The organism is Nonomuraea sp. NPDC049714, assembly GCF_044465295.1.
In the GTDB taxonomy this organism is placed as follows: Bacteria; Actinomycetota; Actinomycetes; order Streptosporangiales; family Streptosporangiaceae; genus Nonomuraea.
The window spans coordinates 1,118,340-1,139,571 of sequence record NZ_JBITLM010000001.1 but is presented as its reverse complement, the minus strand read 5'-3'; the positions used below and the strand labels follow the sequence as shown (position 1 = coordinate 1,139,571).

General features: G+C 71.0%; 19 protein-coding genes. 11 read left to right on the top strand and 8 right to left on the bottom strand.

Annotation, left to right across the window (positions count from 1 at the left end; translation table 11 throughout):
- The first annotated feature begins 27 nt into the window (after nt 1–27).
- From ACIBQX_RS05455 to ACIBQX_RS05430, 6 genes are all read left to right on the top strand, one after another.
- Entirely contained in the window at nt 28–693 is a 666-nt protein-coding gene (locus tag ACIBQX_RS05455) for a cell division protein FtsQ/DivIB (RefSeq protein ID WP_397000871.1), read from the top strand.
- A 441-nt stretch (nt 694–1,134) separates the two neighbouring features.
- Nucleotides 1,135–2,628 carry a cell division protein FtsZ gene (gene ftsZ, locus ACIBQX_RS05450; RefSeq protein ID WP_397000869.1) on the top strand — a complete coding sequence of 498 codons (1,494 nt, stop codon included), beginning with the start codon at nt 1,135–1,137 and terminating at the stop codon, nt 2,626–2,628.
- A 189-nt stretch (nt 2,629–2,817) separates the two neighbouring features.
- Nucleotides 2,818–3,534, top strand: a complete 717-nt coding sequence (locus tag ACIBQX_RS05445; protein WP_397000867.1) for a YggS family pyridoxal phosphate-dependent enzyme — start codon at nt 2,818–2,820, stop codon at nt 3,532–3,534.
- Between the two features lie 139 nt (nt 3,535–3,673).
- Nucleotides 3,674–4,174, top strand: coding sequence for a cell division protein SepF (locus ACIBQX_RS05440; protein ID WP_397000865.1), 501 nt, complete (start codon nt 3,674–3,676; stop codon nt 4,172–4,174).
- Between the two features lie 80 nt (nt 4,175–4,254).
- Nucleotides 4,255–4,548, top strand: coding sequence for a YggT family protein (locus tag ACIBQX_RS05435; protein WP_397000863.1), 294 nt, complete (start codon nt 4,255–4,257; stop codon nt 4,546–4,548).
- A gap of 105 nt (nt 4,549–4,653) precedes the next feature.
- Nucleotides 4,654–5,553 (top strand): DivIVA domain-containing protein, encoded by a 900-nt coding sequence (locus ACIBQX_RS05430; protein WP_397000861.1) that lies wholly within the window; start codon nt 4,654–4,656, stop codon nt 5,551–5,553.
- Nucleotides 5,554–6,052: 499 nt separating this feature from the next.
- Here the strand turns inward: ACIBQX_RS05430 and ACIBQX_RS05425 are convergent, their stop codons facing one another.
- Entirely contained in the window at nt 6,053–6,409 is a 357-nt protein-coding gene (locus tag ACIBQX_RS05425) for a hypothetical protein (protein ID WP_397000859.1), read from the bottom strand.
- A gap of 1,327 nt (nt 6,410–7,736) precedes the next feature.
- On the opposite strand from ACIBQX_RS05425, the gene ACIBQX_RS05420 reads away from it, so the two are divergent.
- Nucleotides 7,737–8,186 carry a hypothetical protein gene (locus ACIBQX_RS05420; protein ID WP_397000857.1) on the top strand — a complete coding sequence of 150 codons (450 nt, stop codon included), beginning with the start codon at nt 7,737–7,739 and terminating at the stop codon, nt 8,184–8,186.
- Between the two features lie 143 nt (nt 8,187–8,329).
- Nucleotides 8,330–8,965: an MBL fold metallo-hydrolase gene (locus ACIBQX_RS05415; RefSeq protein ID WP_397000855.1), complete on the top strand. Its 636-nt coding sequence runs from the start codon at nt 8,330–8,332 to the stop codon at nt 8,963–8,965.
- A 118-nt stretch (nt 8,966–9,083) separates the two neighbouring features.
- Here the strand turns inward: ACIBQX_RS05415 and ileS are convergent, their stop codons facing one another.
- Entirely contained in the window at nt 9,084–12,230 is a 3,147-nt protein-coding gene (ileS, locus tag ACIBQX_RS05410; protein WP_397000853.1) for an isoleucine--tRNA ligase, read from the bottom strand.
- A gap of 429 nt (nt 12,231–12,659) precedes the next feature.
- Here ileS and ACIBQX_RS05405 point away from each other — a divergent pair, with 429 nt between their 5' ends.
- Genes ACIBQX_RS05405 through ACIBQX_RS05395 form a run of 3 tightly spaced genes read left to right on the top strand, consistent with a single transcriptional unit; the run spans nt 12,660 to nt 14,513 of the window.
- Complete coding sequence (locus ACIBQX_RS05405) at nt 12,660–13,049, top strand: TraR/DksA family transcriptional regulator (RefSeq protein ID WP_397000851.1); 390 nt, start codon at nt 12,660–12,662, stop codon at nt 13,047–13,049.
- The gene (locus ACIBQX_RS05400) at nt 13,013–13,600 is read left to right on the top strand and encodes a signal peptidase II (RefSeq protein ID WP_397000849.1); all 588 of its coding nucleotides are present in this window, start codon (nt 13,013–13,015) and stop codon (nt 13,598–13,600) included. The genes ACIBQX_RS05405 and ACIBQX_RS05400 overlap by 37 nt, the downstream gene beginning before the upstream one ends.
- Nucleotides 13,584–14,513 (top strand): RluA family pseudouridine synthase, encoded by a 930-nt coding sequence (locus ACIBQX_RS05395; protein WP_397000847.1) that lies wholly within the window; start codon nt 13,584–13,586, stop codon nt 14,511–14,513. The genes ACIBQX_RS05400 and ACIBQX_RS05395 overlap by 17 nt, the downstream gene beginning before the upstream one ends.
- Nucleotides 14,514–14,517: 4 nt before the next feature.
- Here ACIBQX_RS05395 and ACIBQX_RS05390 read toward each other — a convergent pair whose 3' ends face one another.
- Genes ACIBQX_RS05390 through ACIBQX_RS05365 form a run of 6 tightly spaced genes read right to left on the bottom strand, consistent with a single transcriptional unit; the run spans nt 14,518 to nt 21,073 of the window.
- Nucleotides 14,518–15,894 (bottom strand): protein kinase, encoded by a 1,377-nt coding sequence (locus ACIBQX_RS05390; protein ID WP_397000845.1) that lies wholly within the window; start codon nt 15,892–15,894, stop codon nt 14,518–14,520.
- Nucleotides 15,895–15,945: 51 nt separating this feature from the next.
- Nucleotides 15,946–16,257 (bottom strand): AzlD domain-containing protein, encoded by a 312-nt coding sequence (locus tag ACIBQX_RS05385; RefSeq protein ID WP_397000843.1) that lies wholly within the window; start codon nt 16,255–16,257, stop codon nt 15,946–15,948.
- Nucleotides 16,254–16,916, bottom strand: coding sequence for an AzlC family ABC transporter permease (locus ACIBQX_RS05380; RefSeq protein WP_397000841.1), 663 nt, complete (start codon nt 16,914–16,916; stop codon nt 16,254–16,256). Before ACIBQX_RS05380 ends, ACIBQX_RS05385 begins: the two co-directional genes overlap by 4 nt.
- Nucleotides 16,917–16,944: 28 nt before the next feature.
- Nucleotides 16,945–17,775 (bottom strand): AraC family ligand binding domain-containing protein, encoded by an 831-nt coding sequence (locus ACIBQX_RS05375; protein WP_397000839.1) that lies wholly within the window; start codon nt 17,773–17,775, stop codon nt 16,945–16,947.
- On the bottom strand, nt 17,772–19,301 hold the full coding sequence (locus ACIBQX_RS05370; RefSeq protein ID WP_397000837.1) for a serine/threonine-protein kinase: 1,530 nt from the start codon (nt 19,299–19,301) through the stop codon (nt 17,772–17,774). Before ACIBQX_RS05370 ends, ACIBQX_RS05375 begins: the two co-directional genes overlap by 4 nt.
- Nucleotides 19,302–19,309: 8 nt before the next feature.
- Nucleotides 19,310–21,073, bottom strand: a complete 1,764-nt coding sequence (locus ACIBQX_RS05365) for a serine/threonine-protein kinase (RefSeq protein ID WP_397000835.1) — start codon at nt 21,071–21,073, stop codon at nt 19,310–19,312.
- Nucleotides 21,074–21,232 lie beyond the last annotated feature (159 nt).

Genomic DNA, 21,232 nt, shown 5'->3' with positions numbered 1-21,232 from the left:
GTTCTGTGGGCACGGCGATGCTGGAGGATGATGAAGGCTCGGACGGTTTTCCTGGTGCTGCTGACCGCGGGCGTGGTGGGGACGGCGGCCTGGCTGGTGTTCTTCTCGCCGGTGCTGGGCGTACGATCTGTGGAGATCGTGGGAAATGTCACATTGCCCGCTGAGAAGATCAGAGAGACCGCCGGGGTCGCGGAGCTGCATCCGCTGGCGACCGTCAACCTGACCGACGTGCAGGCCAGGGTCCAGTCCATCCGGCAGGTGGCCAGCGTGAAGGTCGACCGGGTGTGGCCGGGGACGTTGAAGATCGAGATCGTCGAGCGTGAGCCCGTCGCGCAGGTGGCCGCGGGCGGCAAGGCGGCGCTGCTGGACAAGCTCGGGGTCGTGATCGAGGTGGTGGACGTGGTGCCGCCTCTGGTGCCGGTGCTCAAGGTGGCCCGGCCCGGGGCGGGAGACCCGGCGACGATGGCGGCGCTGCGGGTGATCGGCTCGCTGCCCGGCGAGATCGGCGGGCGGGTGCGGCAGGTGAGCGCCACGACGGCCGAGGACGTGACGCTGACGCTGTCCGACGGCCGGACGATCATCTGGGGCGGCGTGGACAGGCCCGAGGACAAGGCACGCATCCTGACGAGCATGCTGCGGCGCAAGGCGGAGGTCTACGACGTGAGCTCGCCGGACGTGATCACGCTCAAGTGATCGATTTTACTTACCGAGTCATGATCGCCATTCCTGCCGCCTCAGTCAGGCGCTCGTCGGCGGGAAGTGCCGTGGCGACGGGGATATGGGGGCCGCGAAAGATCGATCTTTGGCCTCCGGCGCGGCAACTCCAGACCGGGAACAGGCTCGCGCCTGTCGAAGGCGCGCGTCCCGGCGTGAGAACCTGTAGATCGGGCTTGCGGCACAGGAGTGCCCCGACCAGGCGTGACGACGGAGCGAATCGGACAGCCCGCGACACGCCGGACGTGCTTGCGGCGCGGTTAGTTGACCCGCGCGGAGCGTAACTCCTACTGTCCGTATCAATCCTCAGGTTGACATAAATCTAAATCTCAACTTGAGGTTGAGAGTTACCCGAACTGAAAAGACGCGGAGACGATCCGCACCGAAATGGCAAGTCAACGAGCGGAAAGGCCCCTCGTCGTGGCAGCACCGCAGAACTACCTCGCGGTCATCAAGGTCGTCGGCATCGGCGGCGGCGGAGTGAACGCCGTCAACCGGATGATCGAGGAGGGACTCAAGGGCGTCGAGTTCATCGCGATAAACACCGACGCCCAGGCGCTGCTGATGAGTGACGCCGACGTCAAACTGGACGTGGGCCGCGAGCTCACGCGCGGACTCGGAGCGGGCGCCAACCCCGATGTGGGGCGCAAGGCGGCCGAGGACCATCGTGAGGAGATCGAGGAGGTCCTCAAGGGGGCCGACATGGTCTTCGTCACGGCGGGCGAGGGTGGCGGCACCGGAACGGGCGGCGCGCCCGTGGTGGCCAACATCGCTCGCTCGCTGGGGGCGCTCACGATAGGAGTCGTCACCCGGCCGTTCAGCTTCGAGGGCCGCCGCAGGGCCTCGCAGGCCGAAGCCGGCATCGAGACACTGCGCGACGAGGTCGACACCCTCATCGTGATCCCCAACGACCGGCTGCTGTCGATCTCCGACCGGCAGGTGAGCGTGCTCGACGCGTTCAAGGCCGCCGACCAGGTGCTGCTCTCCGGTGTGCAGGGCATCACCGATCTGATCACCACGCCGGGTCTGATCAACCTGGACTTCGCCGACGTCAAGTCGGTCATGTCCGGCGCCGGTTCGGCGCTGATGGGCATCGGCCACGCGCGCGGCGACGACCGTTCGGTGGCCGCGGCGGAGATGGCGGTCTCCAGCCCGCTGCTGGAGGCCAGCATCGACGGCGCGCACGGCGTGCTGCTGTCGATCGCCGGCGGCTCCGACCTCGGCCTGTTCGAGATCAACGAGGCCGCCCAGCTCGTGTCGATGGCGGCGGCGCCCGACGCCAACATCATCTTCGGCACGGTCATCGACGACGCGCTCGGCGACGAGGTGCGGGTCACCGTGATCGCCGCCGGCTTCGACGACATCGCGCCCGCCGACAAGCAGCTGCCCCGCCCGCAGAGCCGTCCCACCGCGGCCCAGGCGCCGCCGCTGGCGGCCCCGCCCCGGTCCAGCCCGCCCTCGGCGGGCGTCCGGTCCGAGCCCGCCTCGCGTCCGGAGCCGCGTCCCGATCCCCGTCCTGAACCTCGCGTCGAGTTCAGGCCCGAGCCGCGCCCAGAGCCCCGTACGGAGCCGCGTACGGACTTCAGGCCCGAGCCGCGTACGGAGTTCAGGCCGGAGCCACGCACCGAGTTCAGGCCCGAGCCGCGCCCCGAGGCCAGGCTTGAGGCCCGGCCGGAGCCGCGTCCCGAGCCACGTCCGGAGCCGGTGCGCCAGCCGGACAGGGCGGAGCGCGAGCAGGCGGCCGAGGACGAGCACGACGAGCCCTCGGCTCCCGTCTCGATCCCCCGGCCCACGCCCGAGCCCACCAATCCGCCCACGCCCATCACCTCCCGCATGTCGGAGCCCGCCAAACGTCGCCCGGTGGTCTTCGAGGAGCAGGAGGAGGAATTGGACGTCCCCGACTTCCTCAAGTAGCCCGACCGGCCCCCGCCGCTCCTTCCAACAGAAATGGGGAGCGGCGCCGCTGTGTCACCGGGCCGACGCGGTGCGCGTACGGCGTCGCGAGGGTCCTCGGGCCGGCTCGCCCGCCGCGTCCCGGCCGGGAGCGTTCCACGTACGCCGGGTCCGCGGGGCGGTGGCTCGTGGCGGCGGGCGTACAGGACAATGGTGTGCACAGGAGGGACAGGCGTGCGAACGGATGAGATCGCCTCCGGCCTGGCCGGGGTCGAGGAGCGGATCGGCGAGGCGTGCCTGGCGGCGGGCCGCGACCGGGGCGAGGTGACGCTGATCGCCGTGACCAAGACCTACCCGGCCTCCGACGTCCGGCTGCTGGCCGGGCTCGGGGTGCGTGACGTGGGCGAGAACCGCGACCAGGAGGCCGCCCAGAAGGCGGCCGAATGCGCTGACCTGCCGCTGACCTGGCACTTCGTCGGTCAGCTGCAGACCAACAAGGTGCGCTCCGTGGTCGGCTACGCGGATCTGATCCACTCCGTCGACCGCGGCAGGCTGGTGGAGGTGATCAGCCGGGAGGCGGTCAGGCAGGGCAGGGAGATCGGCTGCCTGGTGCAGGTGGCGCTGGACGACGATCCCGGCAGGGGCGGCGTCGGAACGGCGGACGTGCCGGCGCTGGCCGCCGCCATCGACGCCGCCCCCGGACTGTGGCTGGGCGGGGTCATGGCGGTGGCGCCGCTGGGGGAGGACCCGGCCAAGGCGTTCGCGAGGCTGCGTGATGTGGCGCTGGGCGTACAGGAGCGCCATCCACGTGCCACGATGATTTCCGCCGGGATGAGCGAGGATCTGGCCGAAGCCGTCGCGCACGGTGCCACACATGTGCGCGTCGGTACGGCGTTGCTCGGCCGTCGAAAGCTCTTCGTCAGGTAATGTCCCCTCAAGTGGGTCTTCAGGTCCACGGTCTGGTAGAGGTCGATCAGCGGTGAGCTCCAAGGGGGTACGGCTACCGCCTCGGACCCGGCTGACGAGTCCGAGCGAGTGCGACCATGAGCAGGAGGACGACGTAGCGATGGCCGGCGCGATGCGCAAGATGGCGGTCTACCTCGGTCTCGTGGAGGACGACCGCTACGAGAGGTACGAGACCTACACGGATGAGTACGCCTACGACGACGACGTCCAGCGCACCGGCGAGGAACGGTCTGTAGCGGTCCAGGACCGCGAGGAAGAGACCGATGCGGGAGTGCCCGCGCCCCGGCCCGCCACGACCGTCCTGGAGCGCCGGACGACCGATCTGGCGCGCATCACCACCCTGCACCCGCGGACCTACAACGAGGCCCGGACCATCGGCGAGCACTTCCGCGACGGCACCCCCGTGATCATGAATCTCACCGAGATGGTCGACAGCGACGCCAAGCGGCTGGTGGATTTCGCAGCAGGTCTGGTCTTCGGCCTACATGGCAGCATTGAACGTGTTACGAACAAGGTGTTCCTGTTGTCCCCCGCCAATGTCGAGGTGACCGCCGAAGACAAGGCACGAATCGCGGAACGCGGGTTCTTCAACCAGAGTTAGAGTCTCTGTATGTCTACCGGACCCAACCAGGTCTCGCCGAGACCGGACGGGCACATCAGAAGTGGAGGCGCGGCCAGACCGTGGGGATCGTAAGCCAGATCTTGGTCGTTGTCCTGTCCCTCTACCTGGTGTTGCTCATCGGCAGGATGATCTTCGAGACCGTCCAGGCGTTCGCACGACAGTGGCGACCCTCCGGGGTCGTGCTGGTGATCGCCGAAGCCACATACACCGCAACCGACCCTCCCCTCAAATTCCTCCGCCGTTTCATTCCCCCGCTCCGGTTGGGTACGGTGGCCTTTGACCTAAGCTTCACAGTCCTCTTCATCATCGTTCTGCTCTTGATCAACATCGCAGGATCGCTCGGCGGTAGGTGATGGGGGCCGCAGAGCACCGGTCATGATCCAACTCGTGTCCGCGCTGAAGTGATCGGGTTGACCGTCCCTCCGGACAGACTCCAAAGCGCGCCAAGGAGACCAAAGATGCCGCTGACGCCCGCTGATGTGCGGAACAAGCAGTTCAGTACGACCCGGCTGAGGCCGGGCTACGACGAGGAAGAGGTCGATGCCTTCCTCGACGAAGTCGAGGCTGAGCTTGACCGCCTGATCCAAGAGAACGAAGAGCTCCGCGCGAAGCTGGCCGAGTGCCTGCGCGGCAAGGTGCCCGGTGGCATGAACATGCCCATGGCGTCCGCGCCCGTCCAGGAGCAGCCCAAGCCTGAGATGATGGGCCCGCCGCCCCAGCAGCAGCACCAGCAGCAGCAGCCGGAGCCCATGCGGGCGCCCGAGCCGCAGCAGCAGCCGCAGCCGGTGCCCATGGCGATGAACATGCCTCCCGCCGAGGACAACATGGACACCGCCGCTCGCGTGCTCGCGCTCGCGCAGCAGACCGCCGACCAGGCGATCTCCGACGCCCGCCGGGAGGCGGACGAGACGGTGACCCGCGCCCGCCGCGAGGCCGACGAGATCCTGACCAAGGCTCGCCGTCAGGCCGAGCAGGTCATCGGCGACGCCCGCGCCCGCGCGGAGACGCTCGAGCGCGACGCGCAGGAGCGTCACCGTCAGGCCATGGGCTCCCTCGTCCAGACCCGTGACGAGCTCGAGCGCAAGGTCGAGGAGCTGCGCAGCTTCGAGCGCGAATACCGCAGCCGCCTCAAGCTCTACCTGGAGAACCAGCTCGCCGAGCTGAACGTCTCCGCCGAGGGCAGCGGCGGGTTCCCCGTCATGTCGTCGGGTGCGCCCAGCGCCGCAGGCCCCGGCATGCAGCACGCCGTCCCCCAGGGTGGCCAGCAGCCTCTGCCCAGTGGTCCCAACCCGTTCGGCGGCGAGGCTCCGCAGGGCGCTTTCCCCGGCAGTGACGGTCCCCACAACGACCGCCGGTAAGGTAGCGGGTCAGATAGACCCGTCACTCGAAAGAGCCCCTAGTGATCCTTATCAGTGCTGGTTTGGTGCTCGCGGCGGTCATTCTGCTGATCGCGGGCTTCGTACTGGCCAAGCCGTTCCTGATCATGTGGTCCATCGTGGTCAGTGTGCTGTCCGCGCTTTTCCTGGTGATCGGGGCGCTGCTGCGGCGTCACGAGTTGTTTCCCGGTGGTGGGCAGGCCGCTGTGCCGGCCACCCCTCCTCCAGCGGGGCTCGTGCCCCCTGGCGTGCCACACAACCGGACCGGCCCGATGGGGGCGCAAGCGCCGCCGCAACCGTTCCAGCGGACGGCGGCGACCCTGCACTCACCCGGGCCCGCGCGGAGCCCCTCTCCCGCACCGGCGTCGGGCCCGCACCGCCCGGTGACGGCGAAGGGGATCTCCCCGGACGCGATCGTGCTGGTGATCCCAGGACGCAAGCGTTACCACGTCCAGGGCTGCCGCCAGCTGATCGGGCGGGATCACGAAGAGCTCACGTACGAAGAGGCGCGCGAGGAGGGCTTCACGCCCTGCACCGCGTGCCTGCCTGACGCCGCGCTCGGCGGCCGGCAGTTGCCACCTGCCCCGGACCCCGAGCCAGCCGTCGCCACCGCGCACCGGGCCGAGCCGACGCGGGACCCGCAGTCGCCGGCCGTGGCGCCGAAGCCCGAACCCAAGGCTTCCACCCCCACCTCGTCCTCCCCGGCCGCCGCCACCACTCCGGCCGCCTCCGCCACCACCACTCCGGCCTCGTCCGCCGCTCCCACCTCGGGCTCCGCCGCCGCTCCCGCTTCAGGCTCGTCCGCGGCTGCGACCTCAGGCTCCTCTGCCGCTCCCACTTCGGGCTCCTCCGCTGCCGTGACCCCGGGTTCCTCCGCGGCTGCCACCCCCACCCAGGCAACCTCCGCGACCGGCGGACGCTCCTCTTCCTCCGCGTCAGCCGAAGGCCCGACCGGGTGGTTCGGCCGACCGGCCGCTTCCTCGGCTTCCGCGCCCACCCGCCCGGGAGGCGGCCCGCCGTCCGCGGGCGGCGGCACGCGGCCTTCCGCGGCATCCGGCGAGAGCGAAGACTCTGAGGCGGAGACCAAGATCTCCCTCCCCCTCCCCGATGCCGACCGCAGCCCCAAGCCGGATCGGCCCAAGCAGCCGACCGCCGGGTCGGAGCGCCCGGGTGGCAGCGCTGAGCGCGATGCCCCGGATACCGGCAGAGGCGCGCAGGGCAGGCGACCGGTCGGCAGAGCCGAGCATGGCGAGTCTGCGGCTGACAGCGGTGCCCAGGGCAAGCGTCCTGGCAGCGGTACAGGCTCGACCCCCGGCGGCACGCAGGGCGGGCGGCCCCCCGGCAGAAACGAGCGCGCTGAGTCCTCTGGCCGCGGTGAGCCCGGCGAGCGGACTGCCGGCAAGCCTGAGGCGGCCGGCAGTGGTGCGCAGGGTAAGCGGCCGGGTGGCAGTGCTGGGTCCGATGAGCCGGATGCCGGTAGCGGTACGCCGCCCGTGCGGAAGGCGGCGGGCGGCGGTGCGCGTGATGAGCGGCCGGGGCGACGAGACAGTGAGCGCCGTGAGCCGGATGCCGGTAAGGCAGGGCAGCGGTCCTCACAGGCGGTGACCGGCGAGCCTGACAACGACTCCTCGGGTCCCGACACGCGCCCCCAGCCTCGCGTCACCGCTTCCGGAGCACCGGTGCCACAGGGCTCCGATCCGTCGGCGGAGCCACGCCGCCCGGCACAAGGCAGCCCCGCTGCTGCACGGACACGGCCCGGATCGGGTGACGCCACCTCGTCGCTGCGATCGGAGAGCTCGGACAGGCGACCTGAGCGGGGCACCGGAGCCGGGTCCCCGGGCAGCGACGCTCGCCCCTCGGGCAGCGGTGCCCGGGACTCTGGTGGCAGTGCTTCCTCGGGGAGCGGCGCCTCGTCCAGCGGTCCTTCGCGTCCAGGTGGTGGCAAGCCTCAGGGAGGCTTCGCCGCGTTCGGTGACGCCGAGGGGAAGTCGTCGCAGGGCGGCACCGATCGGGGCACGGCTTCGAGTGGTGCCGTGACGCCGGAGCGGCCGGCGTCGTCGGCCGAGTCCGCCAAGTCCCGGGCCTTGCCGACTCCCACCGGAGCGCCTGACAGGGCGACAGGGGAGAGGCCCGCTAGCAGTAGTTCGAGGGGGCAGTCGCAGTCCTTGGGCAGCGAGCGGCCCACCGGCCCCAAGCAGGGCAGCGAGCGGTCCCAACCCGGCAGGCCGGGTGGCGAGCAGTCCGCCGGCCCCCGGCCGGGCGGCGAGCAGGCCGGCTCCAAACAGGGCGGCGAGCAGGCTGCCGGCGCGAAGCCGGGAGGTGGGGCTTCGGCCGACGCCGCCGCTCAGGGGCGGCCCGCCTCCTCCACCGCCAAGGAGGTGGCCTCCAAGGACAGTGAGCCCGGTTCTGCCAAGGGCAAGAACGGCGACGGGAAGAAGGCCGGTGCCACCATGGTGAAGGTCATCATCGGCACCCGCCGGTACCACGGCACCGCTTGCCCGTTGATCGAGGGTGCTGGAGAGTCCGGGGTGGAGAGCATGACGCTGGCCCGGGCTGAGGCAGCGGGTATGACGAGTTGTTCTGTTTGTCAGAATGACCGTGAAGCTGTGAGTTGATTCGCGGTGACGACTGTCGGCTGATGGCGTGTCCTGAACGCTTGGGTTTCGGGTGTTGAGGCACACTCTTGGTCTGTTCGGGGTGGTGTTCGCTGTCGGAGATCTCCTGTAGGCGGGGGTGACCGGCGGGACAGGATGGGGCCGTGAGACTGACCAAGTACGGGCATGCGTGCGTGCGGGTGGAGAAGGACTCCAGGGCCATCGTCATCGATCCCGGGGCGATGACGCCGGAGCCCGAGGCGCTGGCCGGTGCCGAGGCGGTGCTGATCACCCATGAGCATTTCGACCACTTCGAGGCCGAGCGTCTGTACGCGGCCGCGGCGGCTGATTCCGAGTTCGCCGTCTATACCTGTCCCGGGGTGGCTCGGCGGCTGGCGAGAATGCGGGATCAGGTGCGGGTGGTGGGCGACGGGGACGTGCTGACGGTCGCCGGGTTCGAGGTCGTGGCCGTCGGGGAGAAGCATCACTTCAGCCACCCCGACGCCGAGCCCGTGGACAACGTCGGGTTCCTTCTCGACGGTGAGGTGTTTCATCCTGGCGACGCGCTGCCGCTGGTCGACGTGCCGACGCTGCTGGTGCCGGGGCAGGCTCCGTGGATGACGGTGCCCGATCTGGTCGGCTACCTGCGGGAGATGGGGCCGCGCCGGGCGTACGCGATCCATGACGGGCTGCTCAACGAGTGGGGGTTGAAGGTGCTCGACAGCGTGCTGGAGCGCGAGGCCGGGGCGCTCGACGCCGATGTCCGGCGGCTGCTGCCGGGCGAGAGCGTCGAGCTCTGATACCGACGTTGAGCGGGGTCAGCGGAAGGGGATGAGCGGGGGCGGGGGTGACTCCCACGGCCGGCTGCGGGGGGCGACTCCCCGGCCGGCCACCGTGACGGTGGCCGGCCGGGGGAGGTCAGGCGCGGCGGAGTTGGAAGGTGAGGCCCAGGTCGGTGTCCGTGTGGGACGGGAGGCCGGGCTGCTCACCCTCCGCCAGGGACGACGCCAGGACCTCGTCCGCGACCAGCCCGCCGCCGGAGCGCAGGGCCTGCGCCAGGTCGGGGCCGGCGGCGGTCCACCACAGGTCGATGCGGTCGGTGATGGCCAGGCCGGTCGACTTGCGGGCGTCCTGCACCAGGCGGATGACCTCGCGCAGCAGGCCCGCCTGACGCAGCTCGTCGGTGAGCTCCAGGTCGAGCGCCACCGTCTCGCCGGTGCCCGTGTCGATCGCGCCGGTCTCCACCGCCCAGCCGGAGCGTGGCTGCTCGGTGACGATCACGTCGTCGGAGCCGAGCGTGACGGGGCCGAGCTCGGCCGCCTCCACTGTGACCGTCTCGCCGGAGCGCAGGGCGCGGGCCAGGGTGGTGGCGTCGGCGGCGCCGACGGCGGCGGCCACCAGCTTGGTCTGGGAGCCGAACCGCTTGCCGAGCGCCCGGAAGTTGGGCTTGACGGTATAGGAGACCAGGTCGGCGCTGAAGCCCGACATGTCCTCCAACGCCAGGACGTTCAGCTCGTCGGCGATGAGATCACGCAGTTCGCCGGGCAGCGACGGCCAGTCGTGCGCGCCTACCAGGGCGCGGCCGAGCGGCTGCCGGGTCTTCACGCCGGAGGAGGCGCGAGCCGAGCGGCCCAGCTCCACCAGCCGCCGCACCAGGGCCATCTGCTGCGACAGCGCCGGGTCGAGCAGGTCGTCGCGTACGGCGGGCCAGGTGGTCAGGTGCACCGAGGTGGGGGCGTCGGAGCCGCGCAGCACGTCCCACAGGTAGTCGGTGACGAACGGCGTGAAGGGCGCCATCAGCCGCGTCACCGTCTCCAGGCACTCGTACAGGGTGGCGAACGCCTCCGGCGACCCCTGCCAGAACCTGCGGCGCGAGCGGCGCACGTACCAGTTGGACAGGTCGTCGAGGAACTCGGCCAGCCTGCGTCCGGCCCGCTGGGTGTCGTACTCGTCCAGCGACGCGGTGACGTCGGCCACCGTGCGGTGCAGCTCGGCCAGCGCCCAGCGGTCGAGCAGCGGGCGCTGCGCGGCCGGGGGCGCTTCGGCCAGCCGGGCGGGCGACCACGACTCGGCGTTGGCGTAGAGGGTGAAGAAGGAGGCGGTGTTCCAGTAGGTCAGCAGGACCTTGCGGACGATCTCTTCCAGCGCGTTGTGGCCGACCCGGCGGGCCGACCACGGCGAGCCGCCGCAGGCCATGAACCAGCGCAGCGCGTCGGCGCCGTGCTCGTCCATCAGCGGCAGCGGCTCCAGGATGTTGCCCAGGTGCTTGCTCATCTTGCGGCCGTCCTCGGCCAGGATGAGCCCGAGGCAGAGCACGTTCTCGTACGAGGACTGGCCGAACACCAGCGTGCCCACGGCCATCAGCGAGTAGAACCAGCCGCGGGTCTGGTCGGTCGCCTCGCAGATGAACTGCGCCGGGTAGAGGCCCTCGGGCTTGCCCGCCTGCCCCCACTGGGCGAACGGCATGGAACCGGAGTCGTACCAGGCGTCGATGACGTCGGGCACCCGGCGGGCCTCGGCCGAGCAGGTCGGGCAGGGGAAGGCCACGTCGTCCACGAACGGGCGGTGCGGGTCGAGCGCCGACAGGTCCTCGCCGGCCAGGGCGCCCAGCTCCGCCAGGGAGCCCACGCAGGTCACGTGGGACTCGTCGGCCGTGCACACCCACAGCGGCAGCGGCGTGCCCCAGTAGCGTGAGCGTGACAGCGACCAGTCGACGTTGTTGCGCAGCCACTCGCCGAAGCGGCCCCACTTGATCGTGTCGGGGTACCAGTTGGTCTTGGCGTTCTCCGCCAGCATCTGGTCCTTGACCTCGGTGGTCCTGATGTACCAGGACGGGAGCGCGTAGTAGAGCAGCGGCGTGTGGCAGCGCCAGCAGTGCGGATAGCTGTGGTCGAAGTGGCCGCCGCGGAACAGCAGGCCACGGCCGCGCAGGTCCTCGGTGAGCGCCTCGTCGGCGTCCTTGAAGAACTGCCCGCCCACCATGGGCACGTCGTCGAGGAAACGCCCGTCGGGGCCGATCGGGTTGATCACCGGCATGTCGTAACGCCTGATGACGGCCAGGTCGTCGGCGCCGAACGCGGGCGCCTGGTGGACCAGGCCGGTGCCGTCCTCGACGGTGACGTACTCGCCGAGCACCACGTAGTGGGCGTCGGGGACGTCGACCAGGTCGAAGGGCCGCTGGTAGGTGGTGCGCTCCAGCTCACGGCCGGTGAGGCGGGCCACCTCGGTGACGTCCTCGCCGAGCACCGACAGCAGCGGCTCGGCCACCACCAGCACCTCGCCGTCCGCGGTGCGCGCGGCGACGTAGGTGACGTCGGGGTGTACGGCGACGGCGGTGTTGGAGACCAGCGTCCAGGGGGTGGTCGTCCAGATCAGCAGGGAGGCGCCCAGCTCGGCCAGCGGCCCGGAGGTCACCGGCATGCGGACGTAGACCGACGGGCTGGACACGGTCTCGTAGCCGCCGGGCTGACCCAGCTCGTGGTCCGACAGGCCGGTGCCGCAGCGCGGGCAGTAGGGCGTGATGCGGAAGTCGCGGAACAGCAGGCCCTTGTCGAAGACGACCTTGAGCGACCACCAGACGGCCTCGATGTAGGCGGGGTCCATGGTCCGGTACGCCGTCGACAGGTCGATCCAGTAGCCCATCCGCTCGGTGAGCTGCTCGAAGGCGTCGACGTGCCGCAGCACCGACGAGCGGCACTTGGCGTTGAACTCGGCGATGCCGTAGTCCTCGATGTCGCGCTTGCCGGTGAGGCCCAGCTCCTTCTCGACGCCGACCTCGACGGGCAGGCCGTGGCAGTCCCAGCCGGCCTTGCGGGGCACGCTGAAGCCGCGCATCGACTTGTAGCGCGGGAACAGGTCCTTGAAGACGCGCGCCTCGACGTGGTGGACGCCGGGCAGGCCGTTGGCGGTGGGCGGGCCCTCGTAGAAGACCCAGGACGGGTTGCCCTCGTTCTGCTCGATGGAGCGTTCGAAGATCTTCCCGTCCCGCCAGCGGTCCAGGACCTCGCGCTCGAGCGCGGGCAGGTCGACCTGCGCGGGAAGAGAGCGGAAAGATGGCGAAGACATGTCGGGCGGGACCTCCACGCGTCACAGGCCGGTAGACGGGCTTTGCGTGAAGGGACGAAGCCGGTGGGGCTCCGCGGTACCACCCTTCTTGGCCTCGGGTGAGGCCCTCTCCATTCGGGGTGCGGCCGGGTCTAGTGAGCTCGATGCGAGCCGTTCTTCCGGCGGCTCCGGGGTGATATCCCTCACAGGAGGGCCCCATCAACGCCTTGCAGCTTCACACCATAACGCAGAGTGGCCCCGAAGGCTTCCACGTCTCCCGCCCCCAGAGGCGACAAAGTTGTGGGAATGGAGTCGGCTGAGGGGGAGTTAGCAGGGCGAGGCGGGATAGTACAGGAGAGGTAAACCGTCCGGCGGGTCGTTTGCCGTTCCGTTATCGGAGACCTAAGCTGCCCGCACGATTCAAGGGCCTTGATCAGCATGGAGGCAGCCATGGTGGCAGTCACGCAGACCGCTACACCGTCGATGTGGTCGAAGCAGGAGCTGGCCGAGGTACGCGGCACGCTGCAGAGCGAGATCGAGGAGCTCAACGCGGACATTCTCCGCCATGAGTCCGAAATCGCATCGGGAGACGTTACTCAAGGGGCCGGCGACGACCAGGCGGACGCCGGCGCCAAGACCTATGAGCGCGAACGCGAGATCGCCCTTACCCTGAATGCACGCGACCTGGTCGCGCAGAACGAACGTGCGATCGCCAGGATCGACGCAGGGACTTATGGAGTGTGCGAATCGTGCCACAAGCCGATCGGCAAGGAGCGCCTTCAGGCGTTCCCGAGGGCGACGCTGTGCGTGGCCTGCAAGCAGAAGGAGGAGCGCCGGTAGGCAGGCGGCGAGGCCGGCTGCTGGCCGCACTCACCGCGCTGGCGGCCGTCCTCTACGCGTCCGACGTGATCACCAAGACGGTGGCGCTGAAGACGCTGGAGGGTGAGCCGCCGTTGGTGGTGATCCCCGGTGTGCTGCAGTTCAGGCTGATCTTCAATTCGGGCGCCGCGTTCAGCATCGGCACCGGGATGACCTTCATCCTCACCCTCATCGCCGCCGGTGTGGTGGTCGCCATCATCCGGGCGGCGCGTAAGCTGGGGAGCCTGCCGTGGGCGATCACGCTGGGCATGCTGCTGGGCGGCGCGCTCGGCAACCTCACCGACAGGCTGCTGCGCTACCCGTCGGGCTTCGGCAGGTCCACGCAGCTCCAGGGGCACGTGGTCGACTTCGTCGAGGTGCTACCGGGCAACTTCCCGGTGATCGACTACTTCCCGATCTTCAACGTCGCCGACTCGGCGATCGTGTGCGGCGGCATCCTCGCGGTCATCCTGGCCTGGCGCGGTTATCAGCTTGACGGGACGAGGGAGGGCAAGAGTGGCCGAGCAGCGTAGTCTCCCCGTCCCCGACGGGCTGGAAGGCGAGCGGGTCGACGCGGCGCTGTCCAGGCTGTTCGGGTTCTCGCGCACCCGCGCGGCCGAGCTGATCGGCGCCGGCGAGGTGCTGGTCGACGGCAGGCAGCCGGCGAAGTCCGACCGGGTGCACGCGGGCGCCTGGCTCGATGTGACGCTCCCGCCGCCGGTGAGCACCCCCATGCCGGTGGCCGAGCCGGTGCCGGGCATGCGCATCGTCTACGAGGACGACGACATCGTGGTGGTCAACAAGCCGATCGGCGTGGCCGCCCATCCGACCGTCGGCTGGACCGGCCCGACCGTCCTGGGCGGCCTGCTCGGCGCCGGGCACACGATCGCGACCAGCGGCGCGGCCGAGCGCCAGGGCATCGTGCACCGGCTCGACGCCAACACCACCGGCGCGATGGCGGTGGCCAAGAGCGAGCACGCCTACTCCCACCTCAAGCGCGCCTTCAAGGAGCGTACGGTCGACAAGCGCTATCACGCGCTGGTCCAGGGGCATCCCGACCCGTTCAGGGGCACTGTGGACGCGCCGATCGACCGCCACCCGGCGGGCGACGGCAGGTGGGCGGTGGTCGCGGGCGGCAAGGCGTCGATCACCCACTACGACACGATCGAGGCGTTCCGGGCGGCCTCGCTGCTCGACATCAAGCTGGAGACCGGCCGCACCCACCAGATCCGGGTGCACATGTCCGCGCTGCGCCACCCGTGCGTGGGCGACATGATGTACGGCGCGGACCCGACGATCGCCGCCCGGCTGGGCGTCAGCAGGCAGTGGCTGCACGCGGTCTCGCTCGGGTTCGAGCATCCCTCCACCGGCGAGTGGATGTCGTTCAGCACCGACTACCCCGACGACCTGCAGAAGGCGCTGGACGCCGTGCGCGCGGAGTCCTGACGCCTCAGGCCCGGTCCCGCTTGTCCTTCTTCGGCTTCTTGCCGGGGTTCTCGCGGGCTTCCTGGCCCTGCCCGTTCCCGTCGTCCGGGTCCACCTGGCCGGGGGTCTTCGAACGATCGTCGCCCTCGTTCTCCGGGGTGTCCTCCTGCGCGTCGTCCGGTGTGGTCCGTTCGGGCTCCTCGCGTTGCGTGCGGGTGGACCTGGTGGGCTCGGGCCGGGCCTGCTTCTTGGACGGCTTGGCGGTGGGCCCCGATTCGTCGCGGCGGGGTGAGTCGTACATCGTGCGGGGTGAGTCGTACACGGTGGGGGATGGGTCGGCGCGCCGGGTGGCGGTGCTGGACGGTGGCGGGTGGGTCGTCTCGGTGGAGGTGCTGGGAGCCGGGCTCCGGGGGGAGCCGGGTGATGACTGCACCACCGCCGGGCCGGGCGGCGGGGCGCTCGTCTCCGCGGGCCGGTGCGACCACCAGGCCGCGCCCCCGGTCACCAGTGCCACCATGACCGTGCCCACGCCCAGCGCGAGCAGCGGCGGCTTGCGCTTGCCCGGCAGCGTGGCCCGGCCCTGGGCCGTGATCGGCATCGGCACCGGGCCGGTCGCCTCGGGCGCGTTGCCCGCGATGATCGCGGACAGCCGCCGCTCCGCCTCGTCCAGCGACATCCGTTCGGCGGGGTCCTTGCGCAGCAGGCCGAGCAGGACGGGACCGAGCACGCCCGCGCGGGCCAGCGGGGCCGGCTCGGCGTGCATGACCGCCCCCAGCGTGGCCAGCGCGTTCTCGCGGTGGAAGGGGGAGTGGCCCTCGACGGCGACGTAGAGTGTGACGCCCAGCGCCCACAGGTCGGAGGCCGGCTGCGCCTGGCCGCCCGCCGCCCGCTCCGGCGCCATGTAGGCAGGCGTGCCGACGAGCACCCCCGTCCTGGTCACGGGGGCCTCGTCCTCGGTGGTGGCGATGCCGAAGTCGGTGAGCACCGCCCGGCCGTCCTCGCTCAGCAACACGTTGTCGGGCTTGACGTCCCGGTGCAGGACCCCTGCCGCGTGGGCCGCGCGCAGCGCCTCCAGCATCTGCAGCCCGATGCGCGCGACCTCCACGGGGAACATCGGCCCGTCGTCGCGCACCAGCTCGCCGAGGGTGCGGGAGCGGACGAGCTGCATGACGATCCACGGGTGGCCGTGCTCCTCCAGCACGTCGTACACCGCGGCGACGCAGGGATGGGCGACCCGGCCGGCCGCCCTGGCCTCACGGAAGGTCCGTACGGTGAAGAGGTCGCGTTCGGGTCCGGTCAGATCGGGGGGAGGGAGGACCTCCTTGAGCGCCACGTCGCGGCCGAGCACCTGATCATAGGCCTGCCAGACGGTGCCCATGCCGCCCCGGCCGATCGTCCTCACCAAACGGTAGCGGCCTCCAACAATCCCCACAGAATCGGACATGCGGGGCGACTACCCCAAAAGAACTCGGACAAGCGCGGTCGTGGCAGCCGCCGCCGCCAGGACGACCAGGAACGGGGCACGCAGCAGCAACGCGATCACCGCGGCCGCCAGACCGCTGGTCCGGGCCGGGTCGAAGGCGAGTGCGCCCTGCTGGGTGAACATCTGGACGGCGATGAGCGCCGCCAGCAGCGTCACCGGCACCAGTTCCGCGAAGCGGCGCACCACGGGATGGTCGAGCACCTGGCGAGGGGCCGCGAGCCCGGCCAGTTTGAGCGCGTAACAGCCCGCGCAGACGGCCGCGATGGCCCACCAGAGCGTCATCGCGCCAGCACCACCAGCACGGCCAGGGCCGACAGCAGGACCGGCACCCCCGGCGGGAAGAAGGGCGTGGCCAGCAGAGCGATGGCCACGCCGCCCACGGCCAGCCAGCGCAGCTCGGCGCTGCCCGCCAGCCGCGGCCACAGGATGGCCAGGAACGTCGCGGGCCCCACCACGTCGAGCCCCAGCATGCCGGGGTCGCCGAGCGCGGAGGTGCCGAGCGCGCCGGCGAGCGTGGTGAGGTTCCAGGTCACGTAGAGGGTGCCGAACGTGGTCGCGAACCCGGCCCGGGCCGCCTCCGGGGTGGGCTGGGCGAGCGCCACGGCGGTGGTCTCGTCGATCACGCCGTGCGCGGCCACCAGCCTGCGCGGCCCGCTCACCTTCAGCACATCCGCCATCCGCAGGCCGTACAGCGTGTTGCGGCCACCGAGCAGCAGCGCGCCCGAGGTGGCGGAGAGCAGGTCGCCGCCCGCGCCGACCGCGCCGGTGAGCGCGAACTGGGAGGCGCCGGTGAAGGCCAGCAGGCTCAGCACGCACGCCTGCGGCACGCTCAGCCCCGCGGTGATGGCCGCGGCGCCGAAGGCGACCCCGGACAACCCCACCGCCAGGCCCACCCCCAGGCCGTCCCGGATGGCCGCGGAGCGAGATGTCGTCTGTTCCATGTCACCCGAGGGTATGTCCAGGTCAGGACTATTTCTTGTACGTTCCTGCGGCTCGTTGGTAGGCGGCCGGAGGGACGCCGACGACACGTTTGAAGTGGCGGCTCAGGTGCGCCTGATCGGTGAAACCGACCTCGGCGGCCACCCGCGCGGGCCGTACCCCTGACCGCAGGAGGCTGCGGGCCCGCCGCACCCGCAGCGAGTTGAGGTAGGCGTGCGGCGGCAGGCCGGTCGCCTCCTTGAACGCGCGCAGCAGCGGGAACGGCCTGGCCCCGACCACCCGCGCCAGATCCTCCAGCGTCGGCGGGTCCACCAGGCGCTCGTGCAGCACGTCCAGCGCCGCGCGCACCGCCCGCGCCCCCTCGGGGGCGAGCGCCACGGCGGGGCGCGGCGTGGCGTAGCGGGTCAGCAGCCGCGCGAACAGCGTCCGCGTCATCGTGGAGGCGGCCAGGTCGTCGCCGCGCTCGGTCGCCCGGTGCGCGCTGTCCATCAGCGCCGCCACCGCCGGATCGCGCACGACCTGCTCGGGGAAGTTGGGGGTGCCGTAGGTCAGGCCGAGCTCGGTCGCGATCTCACCGATCGCCTCCACCGACGGATAGAGCATGCGGTACGCCCAGCCGCCCGCGGTGCCGGCCTGGCCCGTGTGCGCCGAGTCGGGGTTGACCAGCACCAGCTCGCCCGCGCCCGCCCGGTGCGTGGTGCCGCGATACTCGAACTCCTCCACCCCGGCGATGATGACGCCGATGGCGTAGCCGTCGTGCACGTGCCGGGAGAAGCGGTGGGTGACGTAGCGGGCCTTGAGCAGGTCGACCTCCGGCACCGCCGGGTGCCGCCAGAAGCGTGCCCGCTCCCCGTCGCTCACGGTGTCCCGGCCTCCGCGCGGAAGCTGCCGACGAAGGCGTCGACGTAGTGCCGGTCCTTCGACCAGCGGGAGTGCGGCGTCTCCCAGTAGAGGGCGAAGTAGCGGCCGTCCGCGGTGCGGAAGCCACGGTTGATCACGTGAATGCGCTCACCTTCGCGCACCCGGGTGAACTCCCAGTCGGCCGCCTTCCGGCCGAGATAATCGACCGGGCGGATGCCGATCCGCTGGTAATCCTTGAATTCGCCCAAGCCGATGAGCTCCCGCTCCAGGGCCACCCAGTGCCGCACGGCGCTGGTCCACGGCTGGTCCGGGACGGTCCACTCGACGATCATCGAGCCGGTGGTGCCGGGGCCCGACAGGGTGACGCTGTCCCTGGTGGAGTGCTTGGCGGCGCGCCAGCCGCGTGGCATGGCGATCGTGAAGTCCCCGGCGGCGTTCCGGTAGGAGCGCCAGCCGTCGGGCAACCGGGGGGACGGCGCGGGAGTGGTGCCCTTGGTGGCCGTCTTGGTCTGGGTCTTGGTCGGAATCTTGGTCGGAATCTTGGTCGGGGTGTGGGACGGGGTGGACGGGCCCGCGACCCCCGTCCCGGGCGTGAAGGTCGCCCAGGTGGCCAACAGCGCGCCGCCCGCGCCCAGCACGACCACGGCCACGGCGGCCGCGACCACCATGACCCCCCGGCGCCGGCCGGGCGGGCGCGGCCGGGTGACGGGAACCGTGCTGTCCGGCGCGGCGGCCCCGGCCAGCAGTTCGGCCGCCTCCGCGGCGGACATCCGGGCGGCCGGGTCGCGCCGCAGCAGCCCGACGATTACCGGCGTGAGACTCCCGGCCCGGCGCGGCGGCTCCAGGGGGTCGCGCAGCACCGCCGCCACCGTGGCCGCCCACGACTCCCGCCGGAACGGCGGGGCGCCCTCCGTCGCCGCGTAGAGCGTCGTGCCCAGCGACCACAGGTCCGCCTCGGGCCGGGCCGGCTCGCCGTTGAGCCGCTCGGGCGGCATGTAGGCGGGCGTGCCCACCAGGCCCCCGGTAGCCGTCAGGCCGGCCTCGGTCTCCAGGGTGGCGATGCCGAAGTCGGTCAGCACCACCCGGCCGTCGTCGGCGAGCAGCACGTTCTCGGGTTTGACGTCGCGGTGCAGCACCCCGGTGGCGTGCGCGGCCCGCAGCGCGTCGAGCACCCGCGCGCCGATCGTCGCCACCTGCGGCACCGGCAGCGGCCCGCTCTCGCGGATCACCTCGGCCAGCGACCGGGAGCGGACGAGCTGCATGACGATCCACGGGCGACCGTCCTCCTCGACGACGTCGTGGATGACGATCACCGAGGGATGGTCGAGTCGGCCCGCCGCCCGCGCCTCCCTGATGGTCCTGCTGTTGAGCTCGGCCCGCCGCTTGTCGCCCACCCCGGTGTAGCGGACCTCCTTGACCGCCACCAGACGGTCGAGCAGCTCGTCGTGGGCGCGCCAGACCACGCCCATACCGCCTTCACCGAGAGGCTCGATGAGGCGGTACCGGCCCGCGACCTGCCTGTCCACGCACGCACCTACCGGTCGGGTTTGAAGGTCGCGCAGAAGGTCTCGAAGAAGTGGTAGTCCTTCTTCCATCTGCTGTTGAGGTTGTGCCAGTAGATGGAGTAGCCGCGGCCGTTGTCCGTGATGAACCCCCGGTTGCGCACCCTGGTCGGGCCCGTGTTGGTGTTCCAGGTGAAGTCCCAGTCGGCGGCGGCCTTCTGGAAGTCGACCTTCTTGATGCCGATCAACTGGTAGCCGCCGAAGTTGTGCTTGGCGGACTTCTCCTGCTTCTTCCAGTCCGCCAGCGGGTCGGAGCCGGGGTTCGACGCTCTGTCGACCGCCATGAACGCGTTGGAGCCCGCGCCGGGCCCGCGGAAGAAGACCTGGCTGCCCTCGCGTTTGTACTCGTCCCAGCCCTTCGGCAGCGCGATGGTGAAGTCGAGCTTCTTGTCCTTGTAGAGCTTCCAGCCGGCCGGCAGGGCGGCCTCCGTCGCCTTCGGCTCCGTGGGAGTCAGGGTGTCGGTGGGCGTCGCGGTCGGTGACGGGGTGGGCTCGGCGCTGGGCTTCGTCGACGGCGCCGACGCCGGCGCCGAGGCGCCGGACGAGGGCTGCGACGTGCCCGTGCTGACCGCCAGCGAGTGCGGGTCGGCGGCGGGACCGTCGTCCGGGGCCGCGCGCAGCCCGAGATAGCCGCCCACGGCCGCGACCAGCACCACCGCCGCGACCGCGGCGATGACGGGCACCGCCTGCCGGCGTTCGGAGCCGCTCGGCTCGGTCTCCAGGTGGTGGTCCCCCGGAGGCGGCGGCTCCTGGGTGGCGGGCTGGAGCCGGGCCCCCGTCTCCGGTAGTACGGCGACGGGCGGGGCGCTCCTGACCGGTGCCAGGTCGGGGTCCGTCGGCATGTCGTCCTCGACCGCCGGCTGCACCATGGTCGCCGGGGCCCGGGACTCCTGCGGAAGCGGTGCCGGGTCGCCGGAGTAGGAGATGACCCGGCGCAGCGACTGCGCCGCCTCGTCGTACGACAGGCGCTGGACCGGCTCCTTGGCCAGCAGCCCGGCGATCACCGAGGCCAGCGGTCCCGCGTGGGTGGCGGGATCCGGCTCGTCCGTCAGCACGGCGTGCATGGTCGCCAGGGCCATCCCGCGCTCGTGCGGGGAGCGGCCCTCGACGGCGGTGTAGAGCGTGGCGCCCAGTGACCACAGGTCCGATTCGCGGCGCGCGGGCAGCCCCTTGAGCCGCTCCGGCGCGATGAACGCCGGAGTGCCCGCCAGGCCCGTCACCGTCAGCTGCGTCTCGGTCTCCAGCGTGGCGATGCCGAAGTCGGTCAGCACCACCCGGCCGTCGTCGGCGAGCAGCACGTTCTCGGGTTTGACGTCGCGGTGCAGCACACCCGACTCGTGCGCGCGCTGCAAGGCGTCGAGCACGGCCAGGCCGATCTTGGCCACCTTTCGTGGCGGTAGTGGCCCATCCTGCTTGATCACCGTTCCCAGGGAACGTGACTCCACGAGCTGCATGACGATCCAGGGACGGTCGTCCTCTTCGATCACGTCGTGAACGACGATCACGTTGGGGTGCTCGAACCTGGCCGCCGCCCTCGCCTCACGCATCGTACGCCGGTTCAGCAGCTGCACTTCGTCACCCAGAGCGGCGGCATAGCGGACCTCCTTGACCGCGACAGTGCGATCAAGGAGCTCGTCATGGGCTCGCCAGACGATGCCCATGCCACCCTTGCCAATGGGTTCCTGCAGCTGGTAACGACCGGCGATGCGGCGTCCGTCCGGCTTGCGATCCGACATCAACGGCCTCAAACCCTCCCTCTAGGCCAAGAAATACTCCCATAGCGAGGGATCAACGGCGACTCGCCGCAAGGACAGTCCATCATTCGGGAAGCATGTCCAGCAGGTGGAGCCCAGGTTTGACTTCTCCCCGTCATGAATGATCGGGTTTCTCCCGCC

Bases quoted from the DNA above. Each gene is read 5' to 3' on its own strand.
- ACIBQX_RS05455 (WP_397000871.1), top strand. From the start codon at position 28: ATGATGAAGGCTCGGACGGTTTTCCTGGTGCTGCTGACCGCGGGCGTG.
- ACIBQX_RS05445 (WP_397000867.1), top strand. From the start codon at position 2,818: ATGGTGTGCACAGGAGGGACAGGCGTGCGAACGGATGAGATCGCCTCC.
- ACIBQX_RS05440 (WP_397000865.1), top strand. From the start codon at position 3,674: ATGGCCGGCGCGATGCGCAAGATGGCGGTCTACCTCGGTCTCGTGGAG.
- ACIBQX_RS05430 (WP_397000861.1), top strand. From the start codon at position 4,654: ATGCCGCTGACGCCCGCTGATGTGCGGAACAAGCAGTTCAGTACGACC.
- ileS (WP_397000853.1), bottom strand. From the start codon at position 12,230: ATGTCTTCGCCATCTTTCCGCTCTCTTCCCGCGCAGGTCGACCTGCCC.
- ACIBQX_RS05405 (WP_397000851.1), top strand. From the start codon at position 12,660: ATGGTGGCAGTCACGCAGACCGCTACACCGTCGATGTGGTCGAAGCAG.
- ACIBQX_RS05385 (WP_397000843.1), bottom strand. From the start codon at position 16,257: ATGACGCTCTGGTGGGCCATCGCGGCCGTCTGCGCGGGCTGTTACGCG.
- ACIBQX_RS05380 (WP_397000841.1), bottom strand. From the start codon at position 16,916: ATGGAACAGACGACATCTCGCTCCGCGGCCATCCGGGACGGCCTGGGG.
- ACIBQX_RS05365 (WP_397000835.1), bottom strand. From the start codon at position 21,073: ATGTCGGATCGCAAGCCGGACGGACGCCGCATCGCCGGTCGTTACCAG.